Consider the following 26,800-nt stretch of genomic DNA (forward strand, 5'->3'; position numbering starts at 1 on the left):
AGGTAAGAAAAAGTGTCGGAGGATTTAGTATTTCTAGCTTTCTTTTCAGTTCATTCCATCCATTCCCATATACTGTGATATTGATTTAAGCTGTTCGCATAATCCAAAAAACCGCTGTAAAAATCATGCTCCCCTATTGTAGCGCTATCACCAACAACGATAAGTTTTTTCTTGGCTCTGGTCATAGCTACATTCATACGTCGAATGTCTGCTAAAAACCCAATCTGCTGATTCGTATTACTCCGCGTTAAAGATATATATATAATATCTTTCTCCTGACCTTGAAAGCTATCAATTGTATGAACTTGTATAGATGGCCGAATAGAAGCTAATAACTCGTCCGTCAGGATAATTTCTTTCAATAAGATTGACTGCTGACGGTAAGGAGTGATAACACCAATACTCGGAAAATCAAGTGTGGTATATTTTTTAGACAAGTTTATAACAGTATCCATTAGATGCCTGTAGACAAATAGCGCTTCTTCCCTATTTGAAATCGCATTGTCCTCCATCGTTTCTTCGTATCCGGCACCAGCCGTGTCAATAAAAACTACGGGCTTACTATCCTCGATCAAATGCCAATCTGCAACTGCTTCCGAAGCAGTCAATTTGCCAGCATAAAGCATCTTAGAGGGGTAAAACATAATCTGTTGATGCATTCGATATTGTACATCCAATAAAAATACAATCTCCGGAAATCGATTACACAATTTCTCAAACAATGTTATATATAATCCCTGATCCGACTGGAGCGAAGACTTAACTGTAGGAGGCAATTGGCGATGGTCACCAGCCATAATCACGCGATTCGCTTTTAAAATCGGAACCCAACATGCTGGTTCTAGGGCCTGTCCAGCTTCATCAATCACTACTGTATGAAAGTTTCGATCGCGAATACTAGGATGATTAGCACCAACCAAGGTTGTCGTTATAACCTCCGCATTATCCAATATAGTAGTAGAAATATAATCTTGAACAGCATCTATTTCTTTTCTTATTTTCTTCGCTTCCGCAAATAGTGCCTTTCGTTGTTCACGCTCGGACCTTCCAAAATTGCGTTTATATTTGTGTGCTAAATCTAAATAGGTGCTCGCTTGTTTTTCGAGTGTCTTACGTTCTTTATTCGCATGATGCGCATCGATACGTGCATCTAAAGTGAGTTGCTGTAAATGTTCAGATACACGTATCGGGTTTCCTATACGTACGACGTCTGCGCCAGCTGCTGCCAAACGCTCTGACAACAAATCTACAGCCGTATTACTGGGAGCAACGACTAATATTTGCTTTTTGTTGTTTTTTAACAAGGCGCTAATTCCTTCGATTAACGTTGTTGTTTTTCCTGTTCCTGGAGGACCATGTAAGATCGTTAATGGATTATCAAGTAACATGGCCGAAATAGCCAAATTTTGACTAGCATTCAATTTGGGGTTTTGATAATGAATTTCTTTCTCTTGCAATAATGTCCATGATTCTTTACCCAACAACTGCGCTACAATATTTCCTTGTTTAGGATTAGCTAATTGTGTCTTTGCCTCTTCTAAAGCCGTAAACATCTCTCGGTAGGAATACTCATCAAACAACAGATCTACCCCTAGCTTTCCACGTCGAGCCCAATCGGGCAACTCGTCTTCCCGAATAGAAACACGCATAGTATCACGTCCTACATAGCTTATAACGCCTTCTATTCTATCTGTTAGTGGATCGTAATTAGAGAATAATGCTACGGGCATTCCAAACCGGAACCTGTGTCCCTCTTCTAAAAAATTAGTTTTTTGAAGAGTAAGGTTTAAATAATCACCTCTTCCTAATTCGGTATTTGAAATAAACACCGGGAACCAGCTCACCCCCTGCAATCGACGTTCTTGTAATGAGCTATGTAGTAGTAATTTCTCATGTTGAGCAAAATCGTAGTCTTTTTCTTCTTTTAAAAGGGTGATTTGCTGATCAAAATATTTCATATTACAAACTTCCTGTTCAAATTACCGCTATTGCGGGAAACCAGCAAAAGTAGTTATTTCTTGAAATAAGTACCTTAAGCTTTTGGATGAAACTGAATTGGAATTTAAGCCGCCACCTTATCGACAGTGCTACGAGCAATCTCACGCGTTTCATAAGCGGTCAATTTTAAATCAGATAGTGGAATGACTTTGACCAGACACCGATGTCTCAATAAATGACATACCTTTGTGATCAGGTAACGCAGTACGATATGGAAAATTTAAGTTCTAAGCGATTCAAAAGAAATTTTGTGGATACGTTTCCAGGGGATGACAGTGGTGATCTGCACCCTCGCCAAACGCCGGGGGTTTTATATAGCAAGGCCGTACCTACGGCTGTACGGAAACCCGAACTTGTGGCGTGGTCTGCCGAGCTAGCAGATAGCTTGGGCATGGCGAATCCTAATCCAGACGACATACAAATTCTCGGCGGCAATCTCATCACCTCGACGATGTACCCCTATGCTGCCTGCTATGCGGGCCATCAATTTGGCAACTGGGCAGGGCAGCTTGGTGACGGTCGGGCGATCACGCTAGGCGAATGGGAAAACCCAAACGGAAATATTTGGGAGCTGCAGTTGAAAGGTGCTGGCCCCACCGCGTATTCGCGGAGAGCTGACGGTAGGGCAGTTTTACGCTCATCGGTACGCGAATATCTGATGAGTGAAGCGATGCATTACCTGGGTATCCCGACTACGCGGGCATTAGCACTTGTTACCACGAGCGACATGGTGACGCGCGACATGTTTTACGATGGGCGTGCTGCGGATGAGCCTGGCGCCATTGTGATGCGTACAGCAAAAAGCTTTTTACGTTTCGGTAACTTTGAAATGCTTGCCGCCAGGGACGAGATCGATAACCTCACGCAGCTGGTGAACTGGACGATCGAACGCTTTTATCCGCATATAGATGGTGACGAAAAGGTACTCCGCTGGTTTGGAGAAGTAGTGGAACGTACAGCAACTATGATCGTTGAGTGGCTGCGGGTAGGTTTTGTACATGGGGTGATGAACACCGATAATATGTCTGTGCTGGGTCTAACAATTGACTATGGGCCTTTTTCTTTTCTGGACAACTACGACCCGGATTTCACACCGAATACCACCGACTTGCCGGGCAAACGATATGCTTTCGGTAAGCAAGCGAATGTAGCTTACTGGAATCTAAGCCGCCTGGCGAGTGCTTTAGTACCGCTGATTTCTGACACGGCCCAATTAGAAAGCGAACTGAGAAGATATGAAGACTTCTATTGGAGTAAGTACTACGCGATGATGGCAAATAAGCTGGGTTTGGACGGTATAAACAACGATGAGGACGTAAAGCTCGTGGGCGAATTCGAAACAGTACTGGCAACTATCCAGCCGGATATGACAATATTTTATCAGCTACTGATTGATCTGCCAATAGAACTTGCCACAGAGGAAGAAATGCTTAACTTCTTTAGGAGCAGTCTCTATGGCGATCCTGAACCAACGGATGCCACCCAACTTTACACGCTCATCACGAGTTACCAAGCGCGTTTGAGAGCGAACACCTGCACAAGGGAGGATAGCTTACTGCGGATGCGAAAAGCCAATCCGAGGTTTATTTTAAGGAATTACCTGCTTCATATGGCCATAGAAGAATTACAAAGGGGCGAAAACAACCTCTTTTTAAAATTACAGCAGGCTCTTCAAGATCCGTATTCCAAAAGCCACGATGAATTCTTTGCGATACGCCCAGATTGGGCCACACAACAGGCTGGATGCTCGATGTTGTCCTGTAGCTCATAAATATCGCTTCCGACATCGCGGTTTTTGCTAGACACGGGAAGCCTGCACGAGAAAATTAATTTCAAACTGGTCGATACCATCAAATTTAAAGCTGGATCTATAGCGTTCCATTACGTGAAATCCAGTTGATAAAGCTGTTCCCAAAAACACAATTAATAATCCTAATTTTAATTCCATCGAATTCGATGGAATTAAAGAAGCATCTGGATCAAGCAGCTTTTCTCTAAAAAAACAGAAGTCAACACTTTTACGGGGAACCGTAGAACGGTTTGAGGGGAATTGTGTAGATTTGATCGTGGTGTTGACAAAAATTAATTAATCAATATATGAAAGATAAAACAGCTGCCGCATTACTGGCATTTTTCCTTGGAGGAATTGGCGTACACCGATTTTACCTCGGACAAACGGGTTTAGGTTTTCTATGCCTTATTTTCTGCTGGACGTTTATCCCAGCTTTTATCGCATTTATCGACTTCATCATTTTCCTGACCATGAGCAAGGAGAGTTTCGACTTCAAGTACAATCGTGCCTATTTTCAGCAACCGATCGTAAACAATTATGTACCTACCCCTCCTACTCCTCCAAAGGATACGGCCTCCGAAATAGAGCGGTTGCATGAATTGAAGGAAAAGGGTATTATTACGCAGACTGAATTTGAGGAGGCAAAACGGAAGTTGTTGTAAAGAGGTAGTTTGTATGATCAAAACGCTAATTACCATGAAACTGTGCTGAAATAGTGTAGGGTAAGTTATGGTTTCAATATCACACTGCCTGTGGTTTTTCTGGATTCTATATCGGAATGGGCATGGACAGCTTTGTTCAATGGGTAGATAATAGGGCTTTCTAAAATAATCTTTCCATTCATCAACAGATCGAATATTTCGGTTAGTGCTTTACCACGTTTGTCCTGATACAGCGGATAATCATTCAGGGCATCAAATGCAAATTTGATATTTCTAACTGCCATCTGCGCTTTGTCAATCTCGGGCATCCCTGAAGCCCATCCATACAAAACGGCGCTTCCTCCGTCCTTTAGTACAGACAAGGATGTTTCAAAAGTGGCTTTACCGACACCATCATAAAAAACATCAATACTCTTTCCATGGGTATAAGAATGGACAGCACTTACCAAATCTTGTGAACTTAAATCAATTACCTGTGTAAAACCTCGTTTTTTCGCAACCCTCTTTTTTGTTTCACTACCTACTGTTCCGATGACATTTGCTCCTAGAGCCTTTGCCCATTGACTTAGCATGCTGCCTACCCCGCCGGTCATTCCATGAATCAGAACTACCTCAGCGGCTTTTAATGCATGACTATGTTTCAGCAACATATGAGCCGTAAGCCCTTTTATCATGACCGAAGCAGCTAAGTCAAATGAAACTTCATGAGGGAGTTTGAATATCTCATTTTGGTCGATATTTCTGCTTTCCGTATAGGCGCCAAATGTCTTATAATAGGCAACACGATCGCCTACTTTATAGTCTACAACCGCAGCACCAATTTCTTTGATTACACCTGCAGCTTCGAATCCAATGATGGCCGGATAACTTTCTACAGGAAAAGAACCATTTCTGTAGAATAGATCGAAAAAGTTTACGCCGATGGATTGTTGCTCAATCTGCACTTCATTCGCTTTGGGACGCGGTAGGTCTACTTGTTGGTATTCCAATACATCCGGTGCTCCGGTTGTCTTTATTTGCACAGAGTTCGTTGTTTTATGATCGTTTTTCATCATGTTATGTCTTCAATTTCTTTCACAAAATTATCACGTACCGTGCGTATGTGTACTATCACTTTCCTTGAGGGAAGCACTTCCCTCAAGGAAAGTTTTTGTAAATTTGAAGGATGGGAGACAAACTCGTCAACGGCAAAATATCACAAGACTGTATGCAGCACTTCAATTCTGTGAAGGATGCGCTTTATGTTTTGGAGGGTAAATGGAGCGTACTGCTGATTGCAGCGCTGGCCTCCGGTAAAAAACGCTATCTCGAGTTGCAGCGTATGATTGAAGGGATTGGCCCCAAGATGTTGTCGAAAGAATTGAGCAAGTTAGAATTGAATGGCTTGGTCAGCAGAACGCAACGCAATACCAAACCCATAACGGTTGAATATGAGTTAACAGCATACGGTATGTCATTACAACCTATTATAGATATTATAGGAGAATGGGGAAAAGAACACCGTGAAAAAATCAGGAAAGATTTGCAACAAAGTCGGTTTTAAAACCAGCAAGTAGGCTTTCATTGGACGGTACAACTGCATGAAAGTTTGTAGAGAATCTGGAGCTTCGTAATAACGAAAATTATCCTTCTTTACGTTGTTGCAGATTGAAAACTGTACCTGCGGGGTCTTGAATCCAGTGCATATTTTTCGGTAATTCTTCTAATTCATCACATGTTTCGATACCGTTAGACAGTAAATAGTTTGTTGCCTCTGGCACATTTGGCACGGTGAGTTGTAACCAAGTTTCCGAATGCGTATAGTTGTCGACGCAGTCAAGCCAAATAACATTATTCCCGAATTTGACTTCGTGTGTTCTGGTAACAGTTGGATTGTTGATGGGTTTTTCCGAGACTTCAAGTTTTAGTATATCCCTGTAGAAAGAAACTGTTTTTTCGTATTTACCTTTAGGTATTTTAATAGCAATGTTAATTCCTGCTTCAAATTTGTGATTCATATAGCTTCCGTTTTAGATAAATGATGTCCATATCCCATCATTTTTTATATTACAAATATAACGGCTCCATGCCGTAAGGCAACTTATCATAAGACAAGAAGTTTAATAAACCAATACTTTCTACACGGCCTAAAGGCAGTAGATGTTGGTGAGATGAAATAATAATCGGTATTTTTGACATATATTCTATTGCGATGATAACTTCTGCTATACAACTAACGCGGCTCAAGAAAGCTATCGATGAACAAATGATAGCTATTTCTAAAGGTAAGATAGATTTGAGGGATGATAGAACGAAACAGCAGTGGACAGTTCATTTGCGTTCATTTTTAATTTCAAGATTTACGGTTACTCAAGATCTATATTTTAAAGTGATAGGCGAGAATCCCAGCATGCATAAAGGAGCTCTTCGGCCTGTGGAAAATGTAAGTTGGCAAGATGCGGCCATCTTTTGTAACACGTTATCTCAAAATCTGGGTCTCGATCGGTGTTATTCGTTGAGCGAAGATGCTGACCACATTAGTTTTGATTCTACTGCTAATGGTTTCCGCTTACCGTCTGAGGCGGAATGGGAATATGCGTGTAAAGCTGGCACTACCGGCATTAGATATGGCGAATTAGACTCCGTAGCTTGGTACAAGGATAATGCTGAGCATACGACACATGATGTAGGAGGTAAAGAACCCAATGCTTGGGGACTTTATGATATGTTGGGCAATGTATGGGAATGGTGTTCAGATTTATATGATACGGAAGTTTATGGTTCTTATCGTATTTTCAGGGGTGGTGGTTGGTGTGATCACGCGAGAAGTGTCATGTCCACCACCAGACGAAGAAGCCACCCCAAAAGCTTCAAAATTGATGATCTAGGTTTTAGAATAGCAAGGAATGAGATTGCCGGTAATGACGAAATAGAACAATAGTTTAGTACAATGAAAATAATCGTATTAAAAGAGGGTGATTACGCTGTGAATAAAAATAAGGAATTTACCCCGATCGAGGACGTTACGAATGTTTCGGGCGTAAAAATTGCTATTCAGCCTTTTTTGATTATCACAGCCAATGATTTCATTTTATTGGACACGGGATTGGCCATTACACATAACGGGGAACCAATAGTATACCAATGCTTAAAAAAAGAAAATATACTTCCCGAACAGATTTCCAAGGTGTTGATTTCTCATTTGCACAAAGACCATATTGGTGGTATCGGGCATTTTGAGAACAACAGTTTCAAGGGAAATTTCCCGAACGCCCGCGTTTACGTCCAACAACGGGAATTGAATTTTGCATTGACACAGCAAAACAGTCATTCATACGATTTTGATATAGTGGAAAAGCTGACAACACTTCCAAACCTTGTCATGTTGAACGATGATAAAGGAAAAATATCCGATGAAATAGTTTATAAGGTTTCAGGCGGCCATACACCTTTCCACCAAGAGTTTTGGATTACGGAAAAGGGTGAAACGGTATTTTATGGGGCCGATAATTTACCTACGAGTAACTATCTAAAATACGACATTGCCTACAAAACGGACTACGACGGTAAACGGGCAATGGAGGAAAGAATAGTATGGAAAAAACAGGCTAACACAGCACATTGGGGAATACTATTTTACCACGATTTGGAAGAGCCGTTAAAAAAAGTATCTTAATTTAGCTTACCAGTTGTCTAACAAACGGAGGCATATAGTTACTGCATCTCAATGATGAAGTGGCTATGATCCAAACTGGTGCAGTAAAGGTCAAACACGACCTTACGGTCTTTATCCTGCGTACCGTTGTGTTCGGCTAAGATTAGCGATTAAGTTTTCTTAGGAAGATATTGTTCTGATCAGAAACTTGAACAACGTATCACATATTAGCGTCCCATTTCTAGTTGCATATTAACAAAATATTAACTTTATTTATAGTATACTTTTGGTTCGTTACATATGAAAGAAAAAATATATTTTGAGGAGGCAAAGCTTTTGGAGGAAATGAAGCAAGACAGTATAGCGGCATTTAACCAGTTGTATAATAAATATGCGCCCATTCTTTACCAACGCTTGTTGCGATTGCTTAAGAATCCCGAAAGCGTTGAAGAAATTTTACAAGATGTATTTTTAAAAATATGGAACAAACGGGAAGAGATTATACCGGAAAAGGGCTTTAAAACGTTTATCTACCGAATGGCTGATAATATGGCGATTGATCTGTTTCGTAAGATCGGTCGTGATAAAGCACTGCAATTGGAGCTTTGGGCCGCTTCCGTCAGCTTTTATTTACATACCGAGGAGCACGTATTCGATAAAGAAAAGGCACGCATTATACAAGAAGCCATTCAGAGCCTTCCGCCAAAACGGAGAGAAATCCTGATTCAATGCAAGCTCGAAGACAAAAGTTATAAAGAAGTGGCGGAAATGATGGAAATTTCTGTCTCTACTGTCAGCAATCAATTAGTTTCTGCTATGAAAGATATCAGAGAATATATTGTAAAAAACTACCGTGAAGATTATCTCATCAGCCTTATTTTTATAGCCATATTGTCTTTTTGAAAAAAAAATCACTAGCCCAATAGTGTGTTTTGTCCTGCTGTTCGTATAGGATTATATAAGTGATAAACCTGACGATTGATGGCTTTGGACAAAAATGATAAAACCTATACGCTTTTACGCGCTTTTATAAATGACCAACTAGAAAGATCACAGCTGGAAGAACTATTTGCTTTAATCGAGGAAGTAGATGCAGAGCAATTCAATGCAGCAGTCCGTGCTATTTTGGATGAAGAACATACGCCGGAAAACCTTGAATTTATTCAAGAACGTGTGGAACTTCTCCAAGAGGATATTTTGGCGAAAATCGTTCCTGAACAAATACAGACATTGCAAAGAAAGCCGTTCAACATACGCTTGGCGATTGGCATCGCGGCCATGTTAGCCATTGTATTTACCATCACTTACCTATGGCAACGGCGTGAAAACTTATCCCCTGCCGCCGTCCACGGTATCGCTTCGACCATCTTGCCGGGAGGTAATAAGGCTACGATTACGGTTAATGGACAAGATTTCGAGTTGGATGCTAACCAAGGCGAGCTGATATGGGGTGCAGATAGTCTTTTTTATGCTGATGGACAATTGCTAACGACAACCAGTGCTCGGCAATCTGTTCAAGTGAAGACACCGCTGGGCGGACAATACCAATTGACATTGGCAGATGGTTCACAGGTATGGCTAAATGCCGGAAGCAAGTTGACATATGATACTGGGTTCGGAACAGATAACCGTGCTTTACGTCTGGAAGGAGAAGCTTATTTTGATGTGGCGAAAAATCTAGATCTCCCCTTTACCGTCGAAATCAACGGGCAGCACGTAGAGGTGTTGGGAACAGCGTTTAACATCAGCGCGTACACCGAAGAACCTATGGTGAAGACAACACTTCAACGCGGGGCATTGGCAGTAGCCAATAACCATCAAAAACTGATATTAAAACCCAATCAACAAGCTATTCTGGATAAAAATGAAAAAAAAATAGTGACACGCGATGTCAACGCTACCAGTGTTGTCGCTTGGAAAGACGGCATATTCGATTTCCACGGTATGGATGTCGAAGAATGTATGCGCGTTATCGCACGGTGGTATCAACTGGATGTCGTGTATAAAGAACAAGTTCCGTCCGTGCTGCTGGGGGGGAAAATGAGTAGAGGGGTACGGCTTTCTACCTTTTTAGAGTTTCTGGAGGCGAATTTCGATATCCACGGTGAAGTGACTGCTGACCGAAAATTGATTATAACAGCAAATAATAGATAAACCTTAAAATAATATTATGATAAAAATAGCTCGTTACCCACCTTAATTGTCTATACAAGATAAACACAACAGATAAAAAAATAGAATAATATGCTAACAGCACTATTATAAACAAAACTACAAACCTTATCCAGTATACTATGATGTATAAACAGAACAGGAGCGAAACACGTTATGTTGTTCCAAACCGAAGGAGACTTCTTTTGAATGTTCGTCGGAAATTGCTTATGTTTTGCAAAGCTTTTCCGTTGTTCTTGATCAGCAGCTTTCCATTGCACGCTGAAACATTTTCGCAGACACTTTCACTGCGTTCAAAGTCGATTAAATTAGAGAACGTATTTAAACTTATAGAGGAAAAGACCAACTTCGTGGTTCTTTATAACTATAAGGAACTAAAAACATTTCATCCTGTACAAGTTAATGTCCATAACGCACAATTGAAACAATTTCTCGATGTCGTATTAAAAGATCTGCCGCTAAATTATACAATCGATGATAAAACGATTCTCATCAGCAATAGAAAAACCAATAGTTCACAAAAGAATACAGGTTCAAATACGCGTTTGGCGGTGGAAGAATCGCTTCAGCGGGCTATCACAGGGACGGTAGTAGATGAAGATGGATCTCCGTTATCGGGTGTTACCGTTGCAGAAACAGGCACCAGGAATGCCACCTCCACAGGTGGCAAAGGAGAATTCGAATTACGAAGTTCCGCATCACAGGTTACATTGAGTTTTACGTTGGTGGGATATGAACCTCAGCGGGAAACGGTAGGTAGCAGCGGTGCTATCCACGTTACTTTGAGAGCCGCTGTTAGCGATCTCGATGAGGTTGTGGTTGTCGGTTTTGGTACCCAGCGAAAAGAAAATTTAACCGGATCGGTGGCTTCCGTCAACATGTCCGACGTAGTCGACAGCCGTCCGGTAACATCGCTTTCAGCAGGGTTGGCTGGCCAAGCTCCTGGTCTATATGTTAATCAAGGGTCCGGTAGACCCGGAAATGATGGTGGTACGCTGAGGGTGCGCGGACAAGGAACGTTGAATAACTCCAACCCGTTAGTGGTCATCGATGGGGTAGTCGGTGATATGAATCTCATCAATCCCCAAGATGTAGAAAGTATATCCGTATTAAAAGATGCTGCCTCTGCTTCAATCTACGGATCACGTGCGGCGAACGGTGTAATCCTTATAACGACAAAACGTGGTAAGACCGATCAGTTCCGTTTGGTATATAATAACTACTTCTCTACACAGCAACCATCCAATACCATCAATACCGTTTCCAATTACGCAAACTATATGGAATTGATAAACGAAGGCTACAAAAATGGTGATCCGAATGCTAACCCTATTTTTTCGCAGGACATGATTGATTTATGGCGTGCAAACGAAGGGCAAGATCCATTGAAGTATCCAAATACAGATTGGGTAGAAGAGGTATTTCAACGCAAACTCAGCCAGAACCATAACCTGTCTTTTAGTGGTGGAAGTGAAAAAATAAAATTCTTCGGTTCATATGGCTTGTTGGATAACCCAGGCGTCATCGAACAAGCGACATACAAAAGACATAGTGGGCGTGTTAATTTGGAGGCGGATGTTAAACCTTGGTTAACGCTTGGTGCAAATGTGAACGGGGTGGTGTCGAAGACGGACGCCGGCACCGATATCATTGAACAGGTTTTTGATTTCGCAGGTGCAAGTACGCCCGGTATGGTGCTTCGTGCGCCCGACGGACGTTTCGGATCGGTTAATAATCCGGAGGACGATCCCCAGGCAAACAACGTCTTACATCGTTTATACGGTCGAAAAGGCGATATCAATAAAAACAGATTGGTGTCCCGCTTTTTTGCAAAACTTAAACCGATCGAGGGGCTGTCGATCGAGGGGTCGTATACCTATACTTATGATGACGATTATATCTACTACCAACCGGTATTTAACGATCGTTGGAATTTTTTGTCCAATGCGGTGGCTTCTGCAGGAACAGGACGTACCTCCGTTACGAATGAATCTGTCAAAACATACCGGTACTACATGGATGGTATCGCGCGCTATGAGAATAAGGCGGCTGATAATCGGCTGAGCTATGAAGTTATGGTTGGTGCCAGCCAAGAGTACTACAAAGACGGGTGGTTCAGAGCCTCCAAACTGGATCTCATCGACCCCAGTCTATCGGTGTTAAATGCCGCGACCATGGATGCCGCTGCTGCGGGTAACTTAACGGACTGGGCCATGCGTTCGTTCTTCGGCCGGATAAATTTAGCTTGGGACGATAAATACCTGTTGGAAGCGAATTTACGAACAGATGGTTCGTCTCGGTTTATGACAGGTAAGAGCCGCTGGGGAACATTCCCGTCCGTATCTGCGGGATGGAAAATATCTTCGGAAGATTTCTATAACGTGAGCTGGATGCCGAGTTTTAAGATAAGAGCATCGTATGGTGCGCTGGGTAATAACGGAACGATTGACACACGATTTAGATATGATGATAAAATCAACAACTACGAATACCTGACGTTATACAATGCGGCGAACTATGTGCTGAACAACCAGCTCTTCGTTGGATTTGCGCAAACAGGTTTGAGCAATGCACTGTTGACATGGGAAAATACCTATATCCTCAATGGAGGTATTGACTTTGATTTGTTCAATTATAGCTTAACAGGTTCGATCGATGTTTTTAATAAAGTGACCAATAACATTCTGATCGATCTTCCGGCACCGTTGGTGGTTGGGGATGCGACGATTCCACGTACGAATGCTGCAAAAGTCCGAAATGCCGGCGTAGAGCTTAACTTGAACTATCGCGGCACCATTAAAGATGATTTCCGATACAACATTGGCGGAAACTTTACCTTTATCGATAACAAAGTCTTGAAATTCAAAGGCGAGGATAGGGCAATAGATAACGCAAATCTGATTCAAGAAGGATACCCGATCAATGCCCAATATATTCTTTTGGCAGACCGTATTCTTCAAACAGACGCGGATATGCAATTGGTACAGCAGATGATCGACAATGCACCTATCAACCCGGATACGGGAAATCCGGTTAATCCTTTTGCCGCCTATGGCACACCGCAGAAAGGTGATTTACTCTATCAGGATGCCAATGGTGACGGTGTTATCAATGATGAAGACCGCGTTGTGGTGGGCAATGGAACAGCTCCACGTATAACCTATGGTATCAATTTGGGTTTTGATTACAAAGGGGTTGATTTTTCCATGCTGCTACAGGGCAATGCCGGCAACAAAGTGATATGGACAGACAACTATTTTACGCCCAATGTACGGTGGGGATATCAGATCAATCAGGATATCGCCGATGGCAGATGGATGGAAGGCGAAACCGATGCGAAGTATCCGCGCTTGTTGCCTTATACCGATACACGAAATATCCGCAACAGTGATTTTTGGTTGCAGAATAAATCTTTCATACGCGTGAAAAACATCCAACTGGGCTATACGTTGCCGAATAACATATCCGAGCGGTTTGCCGTACAAAATGTTCGAATATTCGGATCGCTTGAAAATTTCTGGACGTTCACCAGTTATATGGGATTTGACCCGGAAGTTAGCGGTACACAATATCCAACAATGAAGCAAGCAGTGTTTGGTTTAAGTCTTACTTTTTAAACAATTAGAGATGAAGAAATATGCAATATTGTTATTAGGAAATTTAGCTTTTAGTTCCTGTTATAAGCTAGATACCGCCCCTTATGACAGGGTGAACTCCACTACATTCTGGCAGACAGAGGAACATGCACTTGCCGGTGTGATGGGGTGTTATAGTGCGCTTAAGAAAAATAATGTATTTGGTTTACAGTTTGCCTACGATAACCTCACGGATGTAGGTATGGGTTACGACCCGGTAGGTTTTGGTGATGTGATCGCGGGAACATTTACCGACCGCTCGGCAGGTATAACTGACCGTTGGAAATCGGGATTCGACCTCGTCCAGCGATGCAACCATGCTCTTGCGCAGATACAGCAAATGGAATTGGAAGAAGAGAAAAAGAATATATTCATTGGCGAAGCTCGATTTTTGAGAGCTTTGGTATATTTTCAATTGACCAATCTATACGGTGCGTTACCGCTATACGACGAAAGTGTAGATATCAACCTCGACTATGCCGAACTAAAGAACCCACGTTCTTCCGTAGCGGATGTCAGGGAATTTATCCTGGGTGACCTGCAGTTTGCTGTTGCAAATCTCCCGGTGTCTTACGATGCTGCACACACCGGTCGGGTGACAAAAGGAGCCGCTTACGCCCTGCGCGGGAAAGTGGAACTTTATAATAAAAATTGGGGCGCGGCGATATCGGATTTTGAAGAAATTGTCCAAAATAAGAGCAACAATTACGGTTACTCTTTATCGGATGATTACGCTTCTTTGTTCACCATGGAGGGAGACAATCAACCCGAAATGATTTTTGCTATCCAGAATATGGGCGGAACAGGTTTTGACTATGGTATGCCGATGGCCTTATATATGGGAACACGCTCTACATTTGGTAGCTGTTGGAACAACAGCATGCCAAGCACGCGTTTTGGCGATAGTTACGAAAATAAAGATGGTTCGCCGTTTAACTGGAACGACCACTTCCCGAACTACAATGAAAACAATGATGTGAAAAAGCAAGCGATGGTTTCCACTCATAATAACGGCGTGCTGACGCATATTCCCGACACAGCGAAGCTGCTGGATATATACCGGAACCGCGACCCGCGCATGATGCAGACGTTGATTGTTCCTTATTCCCATTATCTGGGTTGGAATGCCAATGCCGAGCGCGATATGACGCTGATTTTAGCTACGGGCGTAAACGAAAACTTCGGACAAATCCGGAACAACAGAGGCTGGATGACCTATTTATGGCGTAAATTCGTTCCAGAAGGGAATATGAATGGGGCATTGACCAACAGGGAACACGTCCCTATTAATTTTCCGTTGATCCGCTACGCGGATGTATTGCTGATGCTTGCCGAAGCGTATAATGAAGACAACAAGCTGGCACAGGCAATCACCGCGTTGAATAAAGTACGGGAACGTTCAGATATGCCTGGATTAAATAGTGGGAATCCGTATCTTGCAGTGGATGACAAGGATCAGATGCGGCAGCGCATCAGCCACGAACGTAAGATAGAACTTGCCGGAGAGGGTTGGCGCTATTTTGATCTGAAACGATGGGAACAGCTCGAAGATGTTTCGAATAATTTTATCGAAAAAAGTATTGTGGGGGATAACTTGGTGACCCGTCAATATCAAACCAGACATAAAATATGGCCGGTTCCGGGACAGGAAATTGAAATCAACCCTGCGTTGGAACAAAATAACGAATGGAAATGATAAAAGATCGCATTATACTACTCATTGTAATTAATATCCTCGGGCTGCATTTTATTCAGGCCCGGGATGTTGACCTGCTTACGGCTACGTATTCCGAAGCTACTGTACAAAAATATCTACCAACGGATAACCGATGGGTTAACTATCCGGATTATACCGATAGAGAAGGTTGGACACGACTCACCGATCCTTTTCTGGAAAAGTTGATAAAAGATGCGGATAAATATCTCGACTACAAGTGGCAGGTGGTTCAAGCAACCGACTACCTGGAATACGAGCGTTCTGGATCAAGGGTCATTATGGAGAAACCGCTCAACGATAATTGCCGGGCACTTACACATTTATTTTTCGCCGAATTGGCTGAAGGAAAAGGTAGGTATATCGATCAGATTATCAATGGCTCGTGGTACATGACCGAAATCAGCACCTGGTCGCTGTCGGCACACCTACCAGCTTTTCAATCGTCCAAACGTACTTTACCACAACAAGGGACGCACGTATTTGACCTCATGGCGGGTGATATAGGTTCGCTGATGTCGTGGATATACTATTTCCTGCAACCGGAGTTCGATAAAGTGACGCCCATTATCAGCCAACGTATAAAACTTCATATCCAAGAGCGGCTAATAGAGCCTTATTTGTCGCGGAACGATATGTGGTGGCAGGCATTGGACATAGACGAAGGTCAACTCGTAAACAACTGGAATCCATGGTGTAATTTTAATGTGCTGACAGCATTGCTGTTGGTTGAAGATGATGTGGATAAGAAAGTAGGAGGTGTTTATAAGACCATGACGTCCGTTGATAAATTTATCAATTATGTGAAAGCCGATGGCGCCTGTGAAGAAGGGCCGTCCTATTGGGGACATGCCGCAGGAAAATTGTATGATTACCTCAAATTGCTGGCTTATGCAACCGATAATCATATTTCCATATTTGAACATCCAATCGTGAAGAATATGGGGGAATATATTTCGCAATCGTATATCGGCGGCGATCGCTGGGTCGTTAATTTCGCGGATGCTTCGGCCAAAGGCGGAGGAGATCCCTTGTTGATTTTCCGATACGGTGAAGATGTACATAGTATGGAGATGATGCAGTTTGCCAAATACCTTACCGAACAGCAATCCTCCTTTAACGTGATCGAAGGAAGAGATGCTTTCCGTACCTTGGAAAACATGATCTGCTATCCAACATTTGAAAAACAGACGCCACAGCTGCCCCAGAATACATACAAATGGTATCCCGAGACAGAGTTTCTGTATCTTAAAGATGAGGATACCTTTTTCGCAGCGAAAGGAGGATATAATAATGAAAGCCATAATCACAACGATATCGGGAGCTTTATTTTATATAAAGAAGGAAAGCCGGTTTTTATCGATGCCGGTGTCGGAACCTATACCAAGAAAACGTTCAGTAACGAGCGCTATAATATATGGGCGATGCAGAGTGCTTATCATAATCTTCCACAGATTAATGGTCATGATCAGCGTTTCGGCGCTTCTTATAAATCAAGAGACGTATCGTTTGATCCCAAAAAGGGTGTTTTCAAATTGGATATTACCGGAGCATATCCTACCGAAGCACAGATAGATAAATGGTTGCGCTCCTATGAGCTGAAAAATGGTCAATTATTGATCCGCGACGATTTTAATTTGCGACAGACAAATACCGCCAATGTTGTCCATTTTATGGTGGCAGAAAAACCTACTATTTCAAAAGGAATAGTATCATTGGGAAATGGGACACATGCATTGACATTTGATGGTAACGAGTTTGAAGCTTCCATCGATACCATAGAGCAGGATGATCCACGATTGAGCAATGTCTGGGGGCAACACCTATATCGGATAAATCTAAAAGCAAAAAATATGCAGCGGAAAGGTAGCTATACCTTTACCATAGAATAAGTTAAAACAAAGGTTATAGACATAATAAGGTATGAACAACATAAGGGAAAACTACAAAATTGGAAAACGGTTGGCACTGGTTTTAGGATTAGGAATATCGCTGATCAGTTGTCAGCAAAAAAAACAGGAAACAGCAGATTTTATAGATAAAAGTTTTGCTGCTGCAGAAGAACAATATAAGTTGCTTAGTGCCGCTGGGGAACGTATTCAGGCTTTTCCTCGCACATTAGATAAGGATGGCAATGTGATGGGTACAGATGAGTGGGACTGGACGGGAGGCTTCTTTCCCGGAGCACTATGGTATATTTATGAACATACGCAGAATGAAAAGGTAAAGACAGATGCCATCAAATGGACGGAAGCGCTCGAAGCTGCTAAAGACCTCGATCAACACCATGACATTGGTTTTGTTATGTATTGTCCGTATGGCAATGCCATACGTTTTTTAGATGATGAACAGAAAGTGAAACAATATCAGGATATTTTAATTCACTCGTCTGAAACCGCGTTAAAACGTTATGATCCGCAAGTGGGCGTTATCAAATCATGGAATGAAAAGGCGTCATGGGATGGTAAGACATTATGGAAATATCCCGTTATTATTGACAATATGATGAACCTGGAGATGTTGTGCTATGTATCAGATCTCACCGGAAACCCTAAATACAGAGAAGTAGCTATCAGCCATGCTAACAAAACGATGAAAAACCATTTCCGAGATGATTATAGTACCTATCACGTGGTGGATTATGATAGTTTAGGAAATGCCATTCATCAACAAACGAATCAAGGATATGCAGATAATTCAACTTGGTCAAGAGGGCAAGCATGGGCTATCTATGGTTTTACGTTGATGTATCGTGAAACAAAAAATCCGACATTTTTAGAGACAGCGCAACGCGCAGCAGATTTCTACATCAATCATCCAAATCTTCCGGAAGATAAAATACCCTATTGGGATTTTAATACCAAACAGGAAGGTTTTAAATCGGATGTCGATTTCTCTTCCCGGGAGCTAGATTACATCCCGCGCGATGCTTCTGCAGCAGCCATTACAGCGTCAGCACTTCTTGAACTCGGACAATTTACTGATGGCGAGCAAGGGAAAAAATATATTGATTTCGCTAAACAGACCCTAGAAACTTTATCGGGACCAGCATATTTTGCAGAGAAGGGGACAAACGGTGGTTTTTTATTGCAGCATTGTGTAGGAAGCTTGCCGCATAATTCGGAAATCGATGTGCCGTTGATCTATGCAGACTATTATTACCTAGAGGGATTGTATCGATTGAAAAATATGTTGTAGGTGGCTTTTTAAAGCCACCTACTAATTATATCCTTAAAACCGAACACCCCCCTACTCCTTTTGCATTTACTCAACGGAAATGCTATAGATAGTTTTCAAAAGCTTCTTTATCTGTTTCTGCGCTTATTAGATCTCGGATTTGGCGTGTTTTTTGATCGATTCCTTGTACTATCAACGTTTAACGTCAAAATCGAGTATAAACAAAAACTGACACCCATTTTATCCTATGGATCATTTTCTATCAATTACAGTAACTTTTGATCATGCGAAAACAATTATTGCAATTATATTGAGTTTAAGTATAACGCACTTAATTAGAGGCATGGTCGGTTTTGTTGAATCTACGAACTCGCCTCGAAAACCTTATTGGATACACCTCATGTGGTGCGGGTATATGTTATTGTTGATCATTCATTTTTGGTGGTGGGAAGCCGAACTTAAAAATGTCTCACATTGGGATTTTGCTAAATATCTCTTTCTTTTCTTGTATATCAATACGTTTTATGTGCTCTGTGTGTTGCTGATGCCAACCAATCTTGGCGAACATAAAAATTATGTCGAGTACTTTTTTTCTCGAAAAAAATGGTTTTTTGGTACGCTAGCATTTTGCTTTCTGTTAGACTTTATTGATACATTCATCAAAGGGCGGGATTACTTTTTTCACCATTATAATTGGGAATATCCCGTAAGGAACATTACCCATATTATTTTATGTATTGTCGCCATGTATACGAGTAACCGAAAGTTTCATGCGGTATTGGTTTTGTTATTTATTCTTTACGAATTATCATATATCTTTAGGTTATTCTAATATCATAAAGTTATTCCAAAACTCCGTTATGCTGTGCAGGCCACTAAAGGCCGATTTGAACGCCGACATTCACGAGTCCTTTAAACCCTAAGCCCAAGTTCAGGAAGGGAGACACTTTATTGCCATACGAAAATCCAATTGCATCTACATGAAAAGCAAAACCAACATTTCCTTCACCCGAGGTGCCGATACCTACCCCTGCCATTCCGGCACTGTAAAGCCTCCATTTATTCTTCATAAGATAGTTATATTTTCCCTCCGCCATTATTCCGAGTATCGGGATATGCTCTTTAGACGTTTCGTGAGTTGTTCTATTTTCAGATTCTGATCTATAATTTTCAAAGGTAACTAATCCGCCCACTTCAAATCTTTCAGAAACATGTGTACGATAACCAGCGAAAAACACCCCACTTGAACCCGAATCTGTCGGGTCGTCTGTAAGCTCAGAAAAGAAAGCATCAGCTATATCCCCAAACAGCTGCACTGCGGTACCCGTTCCGTATCCGCCATATATGTGAGATTTCGACTGTGCATTCGCAGCGGTATACAACCCTAAAAAAATAAGACAGATTAACGCGGACTTCATTCGGCTTTTCATGTTGGTTCCTTTTTATGTAAAACGATGGTGTAATTAAAAAATACAAAATTCAATGGCCTGATAACGGTATATCGTTGGCACGGTAATCTCTTAAACAACTGACACGCATTGTTGTTTTCCACACGGCTGAAATTGCCAAATAAATTCTATTTTTAGTCTGTACGGGTTATAACATTTCGGTTTTCTATTCGAAATCAAAATTTTAAATTGGTAAATGTTTTCATCGTGTGTTGGGCTACTTACCCTACTCCCAACGCTGCTTTAGCTCCTTGGATATGAACATCACTTTTGGTTTCCACAGCAAAAAATCCATAGGCTAAGGCAGAGGCTGCCACTCTTTCTACTGATTGTTCAAAAATCTTATCCCAAATCTGTCCGCCCTGTTTCTCATATTCTTCAATCAATTCTTTTAGGCTTTCTGCTCCAAATACATTGAGGTGTCCAGAAAAGTCCATTGCCGGATCACCAATATGCGCAGTGGTCCAATCAATAATTCCTGAAACTTCGTTGTTTTTGTTGGTTAAAATATGACCTGCGTAAAGATCAGCATGGATAAATCTTGTGAACTTAGGCCAAAGAGAATCATTATCTAACCACGTTTTATAGCGAGCTTCTAATTCTTCCGAAATACCAATTTCGGATTTTACCAATCTGAGTTGATTTTCTATGTCCTCTTTCAAATCTGTTGTGGTCTTTATTTTCAGATTTTTTGCGCTGACCTCAGATTTTGGAATTTGATGAAGTTCCACAAGTACTTTCGCCAACGAAGGAATATAGTTAGGACTATCCTTATCCATATTCCAGGTGACTTCATAAGTTATGCCATCGTAGGTTAGCGCTGGTTTATCTGTAAGTAGCGGATAGGCTACTAAATCATGTCCAACAATTTTCCAATCTGGAACTTCAACCGAAAGATGTTTTTTGACCAGATTCAATATTTGTTTTTCTTCTTCGATTTGATCTCCCATATCATTACGTCTGGGAATCCGAAGTACCCATTTCTGACCGTTAATATCTGATACAATACCGACTCTAAAGTCTATACCCATATCATTGAATGTTATATCGTCCGTTATTTTAAGCCCGTGAGCTTCAGTAAGGTTTTGAATGTCTTTGGTAGTCATCTTAATAGATTTAAAATGTTCGTAAATAACCTTTTCAGGAAAATTCAATAGCTGAACCGTTTCCAAAAAAGATGGATAAAAAAATTTGTTAATTTTTGATGAGCAATAAAACCATGCTCTTCTTAAAGGGCGGAAATGCTACGATTGCATTGGATTAAACCATCCAAGGTTTTGCAATTGTATTGTTTTTAGTATATAACATGTGGTAAAAGTAAAAATTCAATCCAATTTCAGCAAATTTTTCATGAATTGTTCAATCATAAGTGTAAAAAAATTGAAGAAGCCCGATTTGGTTGGGTAAAGATTAAAAAAGTCAAAATTGTTTTGGCTTGTTATTTTGTCCTGCTAATTCCGCAATTTCGTCTATACGTTTTTGTCGGGTTTCGGGTCGCTTGGCAAGAACAACCCATTGCAACATCATTTTTCTAACAGTTTTACTCAAAGACAAAAAATAGTCCTTCGAACCGTTGTGTTTTTTAAATGCTTTTTCCAGATCATTGGGAATTATCAATTCTTCAACGTCGTCCAGAATTGTCCATGAACCGTTTTGTTTGGCAATTTCAATGATATCCAAGCCTGCTTGTGTTACGAGTCCGTTTTCAATGAGTTGCTGAACTTTTTCTTTGTTGATTTTTGACCATGTACTGTTGTGTTTTCGTTTGCTGAAAAACTGATGTGACTTCTCGTCGTCAATTTTGATTTTCTTGCTATCTATCCAGCCAAAGCAAAGAGCAACATCAACGGCTTCGCTCCAGCTGATAGACGGTTTCTTCGATGATTTAGAATAAAAAACAAGCCAAACAGATTGTTTGGAAAGATGATTCTTTTCTAACCATTTTCTCCAATCTGCCTGGCTTGTGGGATAAAAAATTTCTATTTCGTCCATCGTTAGTTTACTATATAGCTTCCAACTCTCCAGTTAAAGTTGCAAAAAAACATCGATATAAACGACATAATAGCATCCCCATTATAAATGCATGAGGATAGATCATTAATATACGATATGGCCATCGTGGATAAGGGACTTCACAGGAGAAATACGGGATACTGCTTCTGCTGAGCAGCTTGCATCGATAAGGACTACGTTTGCAGCATCACCTACTTTTGGCCATTGTTGGTTTCCTTTATCATCTAGCGGCAAAATATTTCCGGTTGCCAATTTTAAACTTCTGGATAATAGGAATTCTGTCGCATAGCCATAAAGTTGAGCCATGACATTTGCTTTTTGTAAGACACTCCCACTTCCCCAGGTACCCCAATGGTCAATGATACTGTCGTTACCTGTCATTACCGCTACATGGTGTTTGTACAATGTGGGAATGGGCATGATTAATTTGCCGAAGGGGATAGTGGATACGATACCTATACCTGCATCGCCTAATTTCTCCGCGATTTCTTCTTGTTTTGACGTATCCAACCTTCCCAATACAAAGGCGTGGCTCAAGTAGGTTTTGTTTTTTAAAACCGAATTTTCATTTACTTTTTTAATGAGGTACTCTATTGTTTTTAAGCCCGATTCACCGGATTCATGCAAATGGATGTCGATTCCTTTATTGTTGTCTAAAGCAAGCTGCACGGTAAAGTCCACTGTTTTTTCAATGGCACCGTCTATCGAATAAGGATCAACACCACCAATAAAATCAATATCCATTTTTGCAGCTTCTTTTAGATATGGAACTGAATCGGTGTAGAAAACGCCATGTTGTGGAAATGCGACCAGTTCCGCACCAAAGCCTTGCTTCTTTTTCTCTAATGCTTTTTGAAGATTTGTAAGCGATTGCAATTTTGATGTGGGATCGATATTGACATGACTTCTTGCATAAGAAGTACCTTTCGATTGCAACAATTCAATCAGCTTTTCTGCGCGATCCGTAGAGGTCTTTAGCATTTCTGGCAAAATCTGTTTCTCTAATTCAATCATCCCTTTAACCCCGCCTGTTCTGCTTCGGACAGCTTGCCAACCACTGCCATAGAAAGTTTTATCTAAATGGATGTGCATGTCTTTAAATGCTGGCAACATCAACAATCCTTTTGCATCAATAGCATTTGGGTCGTTTGGCTTATTCGGTGTTACGCTTTTGATTTTTCCTTCATGAATAACAATACAAAACAAATCTGTTTTAGTACGAACGATTTCGTCGCCGTCATATTCGAATCCTGTTTCCAATAAGACGTTCTTTAAAATACAATTACCCATTCTTGATGTTTCTTTTTCTTGAATCCTTCTCTGTGCTAAAATACGCTCTGCTCCTAATAGCTCTGGAATAAAGATCGCCCCCATAAGCCCCAATCCTGATTTTTTAAAAAAATCTTTGCGTGATATCTCTGATTTTTTCATCGTCTAAAATTATATTATACAAAATTATCGAACACTTCGCTTTATAGCGTGTAGGATTCATTCCATCCCTTGAAATATTTATCACTAAGCCTAAGATGCTATTACGGTGATAAATATTTCAAGTATTACAATAGATCTGACAAATTTATGCGCAAAAGTATGTCGAACTTTGTTCCAGTAATCTACAAATAATTAAATCATGGACATGAAAATAATATTGTTTTTATTATCAACAGGCTTCTTTACCTCTTGTGATGCAAAGAAACCTTCTACAAAAACAGAAGTAGTTATGGAACAAAAAGAAATTATCGAACTAGTTAACAACAACGATATCGATGCTGTAAAAAAAGCCATCGAAAACGGCACAAATGTGAATACGCAAGATAAAAATAAACAAACCTTATTATTGCTGGCAACCATTAATCAACAAGAAGCCATGGCAAAACTTTTAGTAGACAAAGGAGCTGATGTGAATATGCAATCCAATAATCAAGATAGCCCGTTTCTTTATGCTGGAGCAAGCGGACAAACGGCGTTAGTTCGATTGTTTTTGGCTAATGGAGCTCGTTTTGACATTTTTAATCGCTATAATGGGAGTGCGTTAATACCTGCCTGTGAACGCGGACACGTTGAAACCGTACAATTATTAGTTAGCACAAAAGGGTACCCAATAGATCATGTAAACCGCTTGGGCTGGACGGGTTTAATGGAGGCAATTGTGTTGGGTAATGGCACCAAAAAATATCAACAAATCGTACAGATTCTTAAAGATGGTGGAGCTAATCTTCAGATCCCTGATCATCACGGAGTTACTCCATTGCAACATGCCAAAAATAGAGGGTTTAATGAAATTGTAAAAATCTTATCTGATGGAGAATAAAACATATATTTTAAAGAATGTATTGCTCGAAACGGGCTTTGAATATCAAGACCATGAAGTCGTAAAGACAAAAACAGGTCTGTTCTGCGTAGAAGTAGAAAACGGGAGAATTAAAAGTATCAACGCTAACGATCCGAATGCTTCTGCTATTGATGCTAAGGGACATTTAATGTTGCCCGCGTTTAAAGATATGCACGCGCATTTGGACAAAATGTTGTTTGGGTTGCCGTGGCAAGCAGTGTCCGAAAAAAGAAAAACAGTGAAGGACATGATCGCGTATGAACAGAAGATGATTCCCGAATGGTTGAAAACTTCTGTGGAGCGTACCGAAAAAATGATTGACTTTTTACAGGGATACGGTACAGACTTTATGCGTACGCATTTTAATGTGGATCCAACTTCTGGTTTAAATTCGTTAAAACATTTAGAAAAGGCGCTACACAACAAAAAAGCAAGTGCAGATGCAGAATTGGTTGCATTTCCCCAACACGGCTTATTTTATACCGATACTCTCCCGCTTTTAAAAGATGTAGCTCAGATGGATGCCGTTAGTTTTATTGGTGGTGTTGATCCTTATACTTTAGACAACAGCATTGAAAAAGCAATGGGTGCAATTGTACAACTCGCTGTTGATCATAATAAGGGCGTAGATGTGCACTTACACGAAATGGGCGAAAGCGGTATTAAAACAATAACGTTTTTAATTGACCGCGCCTTAGAAAATCCTCAATTACGAGGGAATGCGTTCATAAGTCACGCTTTTGCATTGAGTCGTTTAAGTACTATTGAAGCCGAAAGAATGGCTGAACGATTGGCAGAAGCAGGTGTTGGTATTGTTTCTTCTGTACCTTTTGGAGATATCATAATGCCTATCCCGATCCTTAGAAAACATGGCGTAGAAGTTTTGATAGGAAACGACAATATTCAGGATCACTGGAATACTTTTGGTTCTGGAAATATGCTGCAAAAAGCCAATCTTATCGCCCAGCTTTACGGTTATGGAACGGAATGGCAATTATCTAGAACACTGGCTTTTGCTACGCGTTATAAATTGCCTCTGGATGATAACGGAAATCAACAGTGGCCAAAAGTAGGTAATCAAGCGGATCTGGTATTTGTTGATGCAAGCTGCTCGGCTGAAGTGGTTTCTCGCATTTCACCAGTGAAATCGTTAATTCATAAAGGAACTGTTGTGTATTGATTTTTTTCATAAATTTCCCAAAGATTACAAAATGTCTGCATATCTATTAAGGTCATGAACAAAAATAGGGATATAAAGTACGTGCCTGTTCTAGGCATCCAGGAATTCAGAAAGGGACAAACAGCTGGAAGAAAAGGATTGCTTTATAATGAACTTCACGGTGAGAGACACATCGATAAACCGCATAAACATGATTTTTTTATTATTGTATTGTTTGATAATGCCAAGGGAATACATACTATAGATTTTCAGGATTATGCTATTGGTAATCAACAAATTCATGTATTATTTCCTGATCAGGTACATAAATGGCATATAGAACCCGATACAACTGGTTATCAATTGATGATCGACAGGGGCTTTTTCGAGCGCTTTGCCCCTTATTTCCGTTTTTCATTTACGAATTATATAAATCATCCTGTAATTCCGTTAACCGATAATAGCTTCAATTTACTGAAGTATGAATTTGACGCGATTAAGGATGAGTTACAAGCAGCGCATTCTCTTCAGGATATTATCAGTGCACGAGCGGCGGTTATTGCCGCAATCGTGAGCAAAGCGGCCGAAGATATATTTACGGAAGCCAAAGTCTTTCAATCGACCCCAAAACTTGCAAAATTCAACTTATTGATAGACCAGTTTTTTAAAGAGGAAAGGTTCGTAGCCTTCTATGCCGCTAAGCTCAACATATCGGCTAACTACCTCAATATTCTTTGCAAAAAAAATCTGAATGTATCGGCTACGCAGCTCATTCAACAACGTGTATTGTTGGAAGCCAAACGCATGCTGCAATCAACCGACCTTTCGATTAAAGAGATAGCTTTTGAGCTCGGTTTTGTAGATCACGCCTATTTTTCTAAGTTTTTTAAAAGCCAAACCGAGATTACCCCTACAGAATTTAGAGAGCAATAATCTTATCTATAGTTAATCTTCATTTCTTGATAGTCTGTGTTCAGGAGGGGGGCGCTTGCTCGGTATTGGTAAGAACTTTTATTTTAATTTTTAAACAGTTCTATATATTTATTGTTATTCTGATAAACAAA

Annotated in this window: 22 protein-coding genes; 14 read left to right on the forward strand and 8 right to left on the reverse strand. The window is 40.8% G+C overall.

Translation table 11 applies throughout. From position 1 onward, the window contains the following. Window positions 1–50: 50 nt before the first annotated feature. Window positions 51–1,958 (reverse strand): AAA domain-containing protein, encoded by a 1,908-nt coding sequence (locus tag H8B17_RS11290; RefSeq protein WP_190309259.1) that lies wholly within the window; start codon window positions 1,956–1,958, stop codon window positions 51–53. Window positions 1,959–2,209: 251 nt separating this feature from the next. Between H8B17_RS11290 and H8B17_RS11295 the strand changes: the two genes are divergently transcribed. Beyond that, window positions 2,210–3,769: a protein adenylyltransferase SelO gene (locus H8B17_RS11295; protein WP_190309260.1), complete on the forward strand. Its 1,560-nt coding sequence runs from the start codon at window positions 2,210–2,212 to the stop codon at window positions 3,767–3,769. A gap of 27 nt (window positions 3,770–3,796) precedes the next feature. Here the strand turns inward: H8B17_RS11295 and H8B17_RS11300 are convergent, their stop codons facing one another. Beyond that, window positions 3,797–3,946, reverse strand: coding sequence for a hypothetical protein (locus H8B17_RS11300; RefSeq protein WP_190309261.1), 150 nt, complete (start codon window positions 3,944–3,946; stop codon window positions 3,797–3,799). Between the two features lie 149 nt (window positions 3,947–4,095). Here H8B17_RS11300 and H8B17_RS11305 point away from each other — a divergent pair, with 149 nt between their 5' ends. After that, window positions 4,096–4,452: an NINE protein gene (locus H8B17_RS11305; protein WP_190309262.1), complete on the forward strand. Its 357-nt coding sequence runs from the start codon at window positions 4,096–4,098 to the stop codon at window positions 4,450–4,452. Window positions 4,453–4,517: 65 nt separating this feature from the next. Here H8B17_RS11305 and H8B17_RS11310 read toward each other — a convergent pair whose 3' ends face one another. Continuing rightward, entirely contained in the window at window positions 4,518–5,507 is a 990-nt protein-coding gene (locus H8B17_RS11310) for a quinone oxidoreductase family protein (RefSeq protein ID WP_223816500.1), read from the reverse strand. A 110-nt stretch (window positions 5,508–5,617) separates the two neighbouring features. On the opposite strand from H8B17_RS11310, the gene H8B17_RS11315 reads away from it, so the two are divergent. After that, on the forward strand, window positions 5,618–5,995 hold the full coding sequence (locus tag H8B17_RS11315; protein ID WP_190309263.1) for a winged helix-turn-helix transcriptional regulator: 378 nt from the start codon (window positions 5,618–5,620) through the stop codon (window positions 5,993–5,995). A gap of 79 nt (window positions 5,996–6,074) precedes the next feature. Here H8B17_RS11315 and H8B17_RS11320 read toward each other — a convergent pair whose 3' ends face one another. Continuing rightward, window positions 6,075–6,449: a VOC family protein gene (locus H8B17_RS11320; protein WP_190309264.1), complete on the reverse strand. Its 375-nt coding sequence runs from the start codon at window positions 6,447–6,449 to the stop codon at window positions 6,075–6,077. A gap of 194 nt (window positions 6,450–6,643) precedes the next feature. On the opposite strand from H8B17_RS11320, the gene H8B17_RS11325 reads away from it, so the two are divergent. The 8 genes from H8B17_RS11325 to H8B17_RS11360 all read left to right on the forward strand — a co-directional run bounded on the left by H8B17_RS11325 (window position 6,644) and on the right by H8B17_RS11360 (window position 18,805). Further along, a complete protein-coding gene (locus H8B17_RS11325; protein WP_223816501.1) occupies window positions 6,644–7,372 on the forward strand; it encodes a formylglycine-generating enzyme family protein in 729 nt (242 codons plus the stop codon). A 9-nt stretch (window positions 7,373–7,381) separates the two neighbouring features. Next, window positions 7,382–8,107 (forward strand): MBL fold metallo-hydrolase, encoded by a 726-nt coding sequence (locus H8B17_RS11330; RefSeq protein WP_190309265.1) that lies wholly within the window; start codon window positions 7,382–7,384, stop codon window positions 8,105–8,107. Between the two features lie 279 nt (window positions 8,108–8,386). Further along, complete coding sequence (locus H8B17_RS11335) at window positions 8,387–8,989, forward strand: RNA polymerase sigma factor (RefSeq protein ID WP_190309266.1); 603 nt, start codon at window positions 8,387–8,389, stop codon at window positions 8,987–8,989. Between the two features lie 78 nt (window positions 8,990–9,067). After that, on the forward strand, window positions 9,068–10,240 hold the full coding sequence (locus H8B17_RS11340; RefSeq protein ID WP_190309267.1) for a FecR family protein: 1,173 nt from the start codon (window positions 9,068–9,070) through the stop codon (window positions 10,238–10,240). Window positions 10,241–10,380: 140 nt separating this feature from the next. After that, complete coding sequence (locus H8B17_RS11345; protein ID WP_190309268.1) at window positions 10,381–13,875, forward strand: TonB-dependent receptor; 3,495 nt, start codon at window positions 10,381–10,383, stop codon at window positions 13,873–13,875. Window positions 13,876–13,885: 10 nt separating this feature from the next. Then, window positions 13,886–15,589 carry a RagB/SusD family nutrient uptake outer membrane protein gene (locus tag H8B17_RS11350; protein ID WP_190309269.1) on the forward strand — a complete coding sequence of 568 codons (1,704 nt, stop codon included), beginning with the start codon at window positions 13,886–13,888 and terminating at the stop codon, window positions 15,587–15,589. Further along, the gene (locus tag H8B17_RS11355) at window positions 15,580–17,499 is read left to right on the forward strand and encodes a heparinase II/III domain-containing protein (protein ID WP_190309270.1); all 1,920 of its coding nucleotides are present in this window, start codon (window positions 15,580–15,582) and stop codon (window positions 17,497–17,499) included. The genes H8B17_RS11350 and H8B17_RS11355 overlap by 10 nt, the downstream gene beginning before the upstream one ends. A 31-nt stretch (window positions 17,500–17,530) precedes the next feature. Next, window positions 17,531–18,805 (forward strand): glycoside hydrolase family 88 protein, encoded by a 1,275-nt coding sequence (locus tag H8B17_RS11360; protein WP_190309271.1) that lies wholly within the window; start codon window positions 17,531–17,533, stop codon window positions 18,803–18,805. Window positions 18,806–19,659: 854 nt separating this feature from the next. On the opposite strand, the gene H8B17_RS11365 is transcribed toward H8B17_RS11360, so the two are convergent. From H8B17_RS11365 to H8B17_RS11380, 4 genes are all read right to left on the reverse strand, one after another. Further along, the gene (locus tag H8B17_RS11365) at window positions 19,660–20,214 is read right to left on the reverse strand and encodes an outer membrane beta-barrel protein (protein ID WP_190309272.1); all 555 of its coding nucleotides are present in this window, start codon (window positions 20,212–20,214) and stop codon (window positions 19,660–19,662) included. 239 nt (window positions 20,215–20,453) lie between these two features. Next, window positions 20,454–21,338, reverse strand: a complete 885-nt coding sequence (gene mph / locus H8B17_RS11370; RefSeq protein WP_190309273.1) for an Mph(E)/Mph(G) family macrolide 2'-phosphotransferase — start codon at window positions 21,336–21,338, stop codon at window positions 20,454–20,456. A 313-nt stretch (window positions 21,339–21,651) separates the two neighbouring features. Further along, window positions 21,652–22,224: a YdeI/OmpD-associated family protein gene (locus tag H8B17_RS11375; RefSeq protein ID WP_190309274.1), complete on the reverse strand. Its 573-nt coding sequence runs from the start codon at window positions 22,222–22,224 to the stop codon at window positions 21,652–21,654. Window positions 22,225–22,329: 105 nt separating this feature from the next. Next, window positions 22,330–23,676 (reverse strand): amidohydrolase, encoded by a 1,347-nt coding sequence (locus tag H8B17_RS11380; protein ID WP_190309275.1) that lies wholly within the window; start codon window positions 23,674–23,676, stop codon window positions 22,330–22,332. A gap of 205 nt (window positions 23,677–23,881) precedes the next feature. On the opposite strand from H8B17_RS11380, the gene H8B17_RS11385 reads away from it, so the two are divergent. The 3 genes from H8B17_RS11385 to H8B17_RS11395 are packed head-to-tail and all read left to right on the forward strand — an operon-like array spanning window position 23,882 to window position 26,669. Next, window positions 23,882–24,556: an ankyrin repeat domain-containing protein gene (locus H8B17_RS11385; RefSeq protein WP_190309511.1), complete on the forward strand. Its 675-nt coding sequence runs from the start codon at window positions 23,882–23,884 to the stop codon at window positions 24,554–24,556. Next, entirely contained in the window at window positions 24,546–25,757 is a 1,212-nt protein-coding gene (locus tag H8B17_RS11390; RefSeq protein ID WP_190309276.1) for an amidohydrolase, read from the forward strand. The genes H8B17_RS11385 and H8B17_RS11390 overlap by 11 nt, the downstream gene beginning before the upstream one ends. A 54-nt stretch (window positions 25,758–25,811) precedes the next feature. Beyond that, on the forward strand, window positions 25,812–26,669 hold the full coding sequence (locus H8B17_RS11395; RefSeq protein ID WP_190309277.1) for an AraC family transcriptional regulator: 858 nt from the start codon (window positions 25,812–25,814) through the stop codon (window positions 26,667–26,669). Window positions 26,670–26,800: the final 131 nt, after the last annotated feature.

This window comes from Sphingobacterium arenae (assembly GCF_014692505.1).
GTDB lineage: Bacteria > Bacteroidota > Bacteroidia > Sphingobacteriales > Sphingobacteriaceae > Sphingobacterium > Sphingobacterium arenae.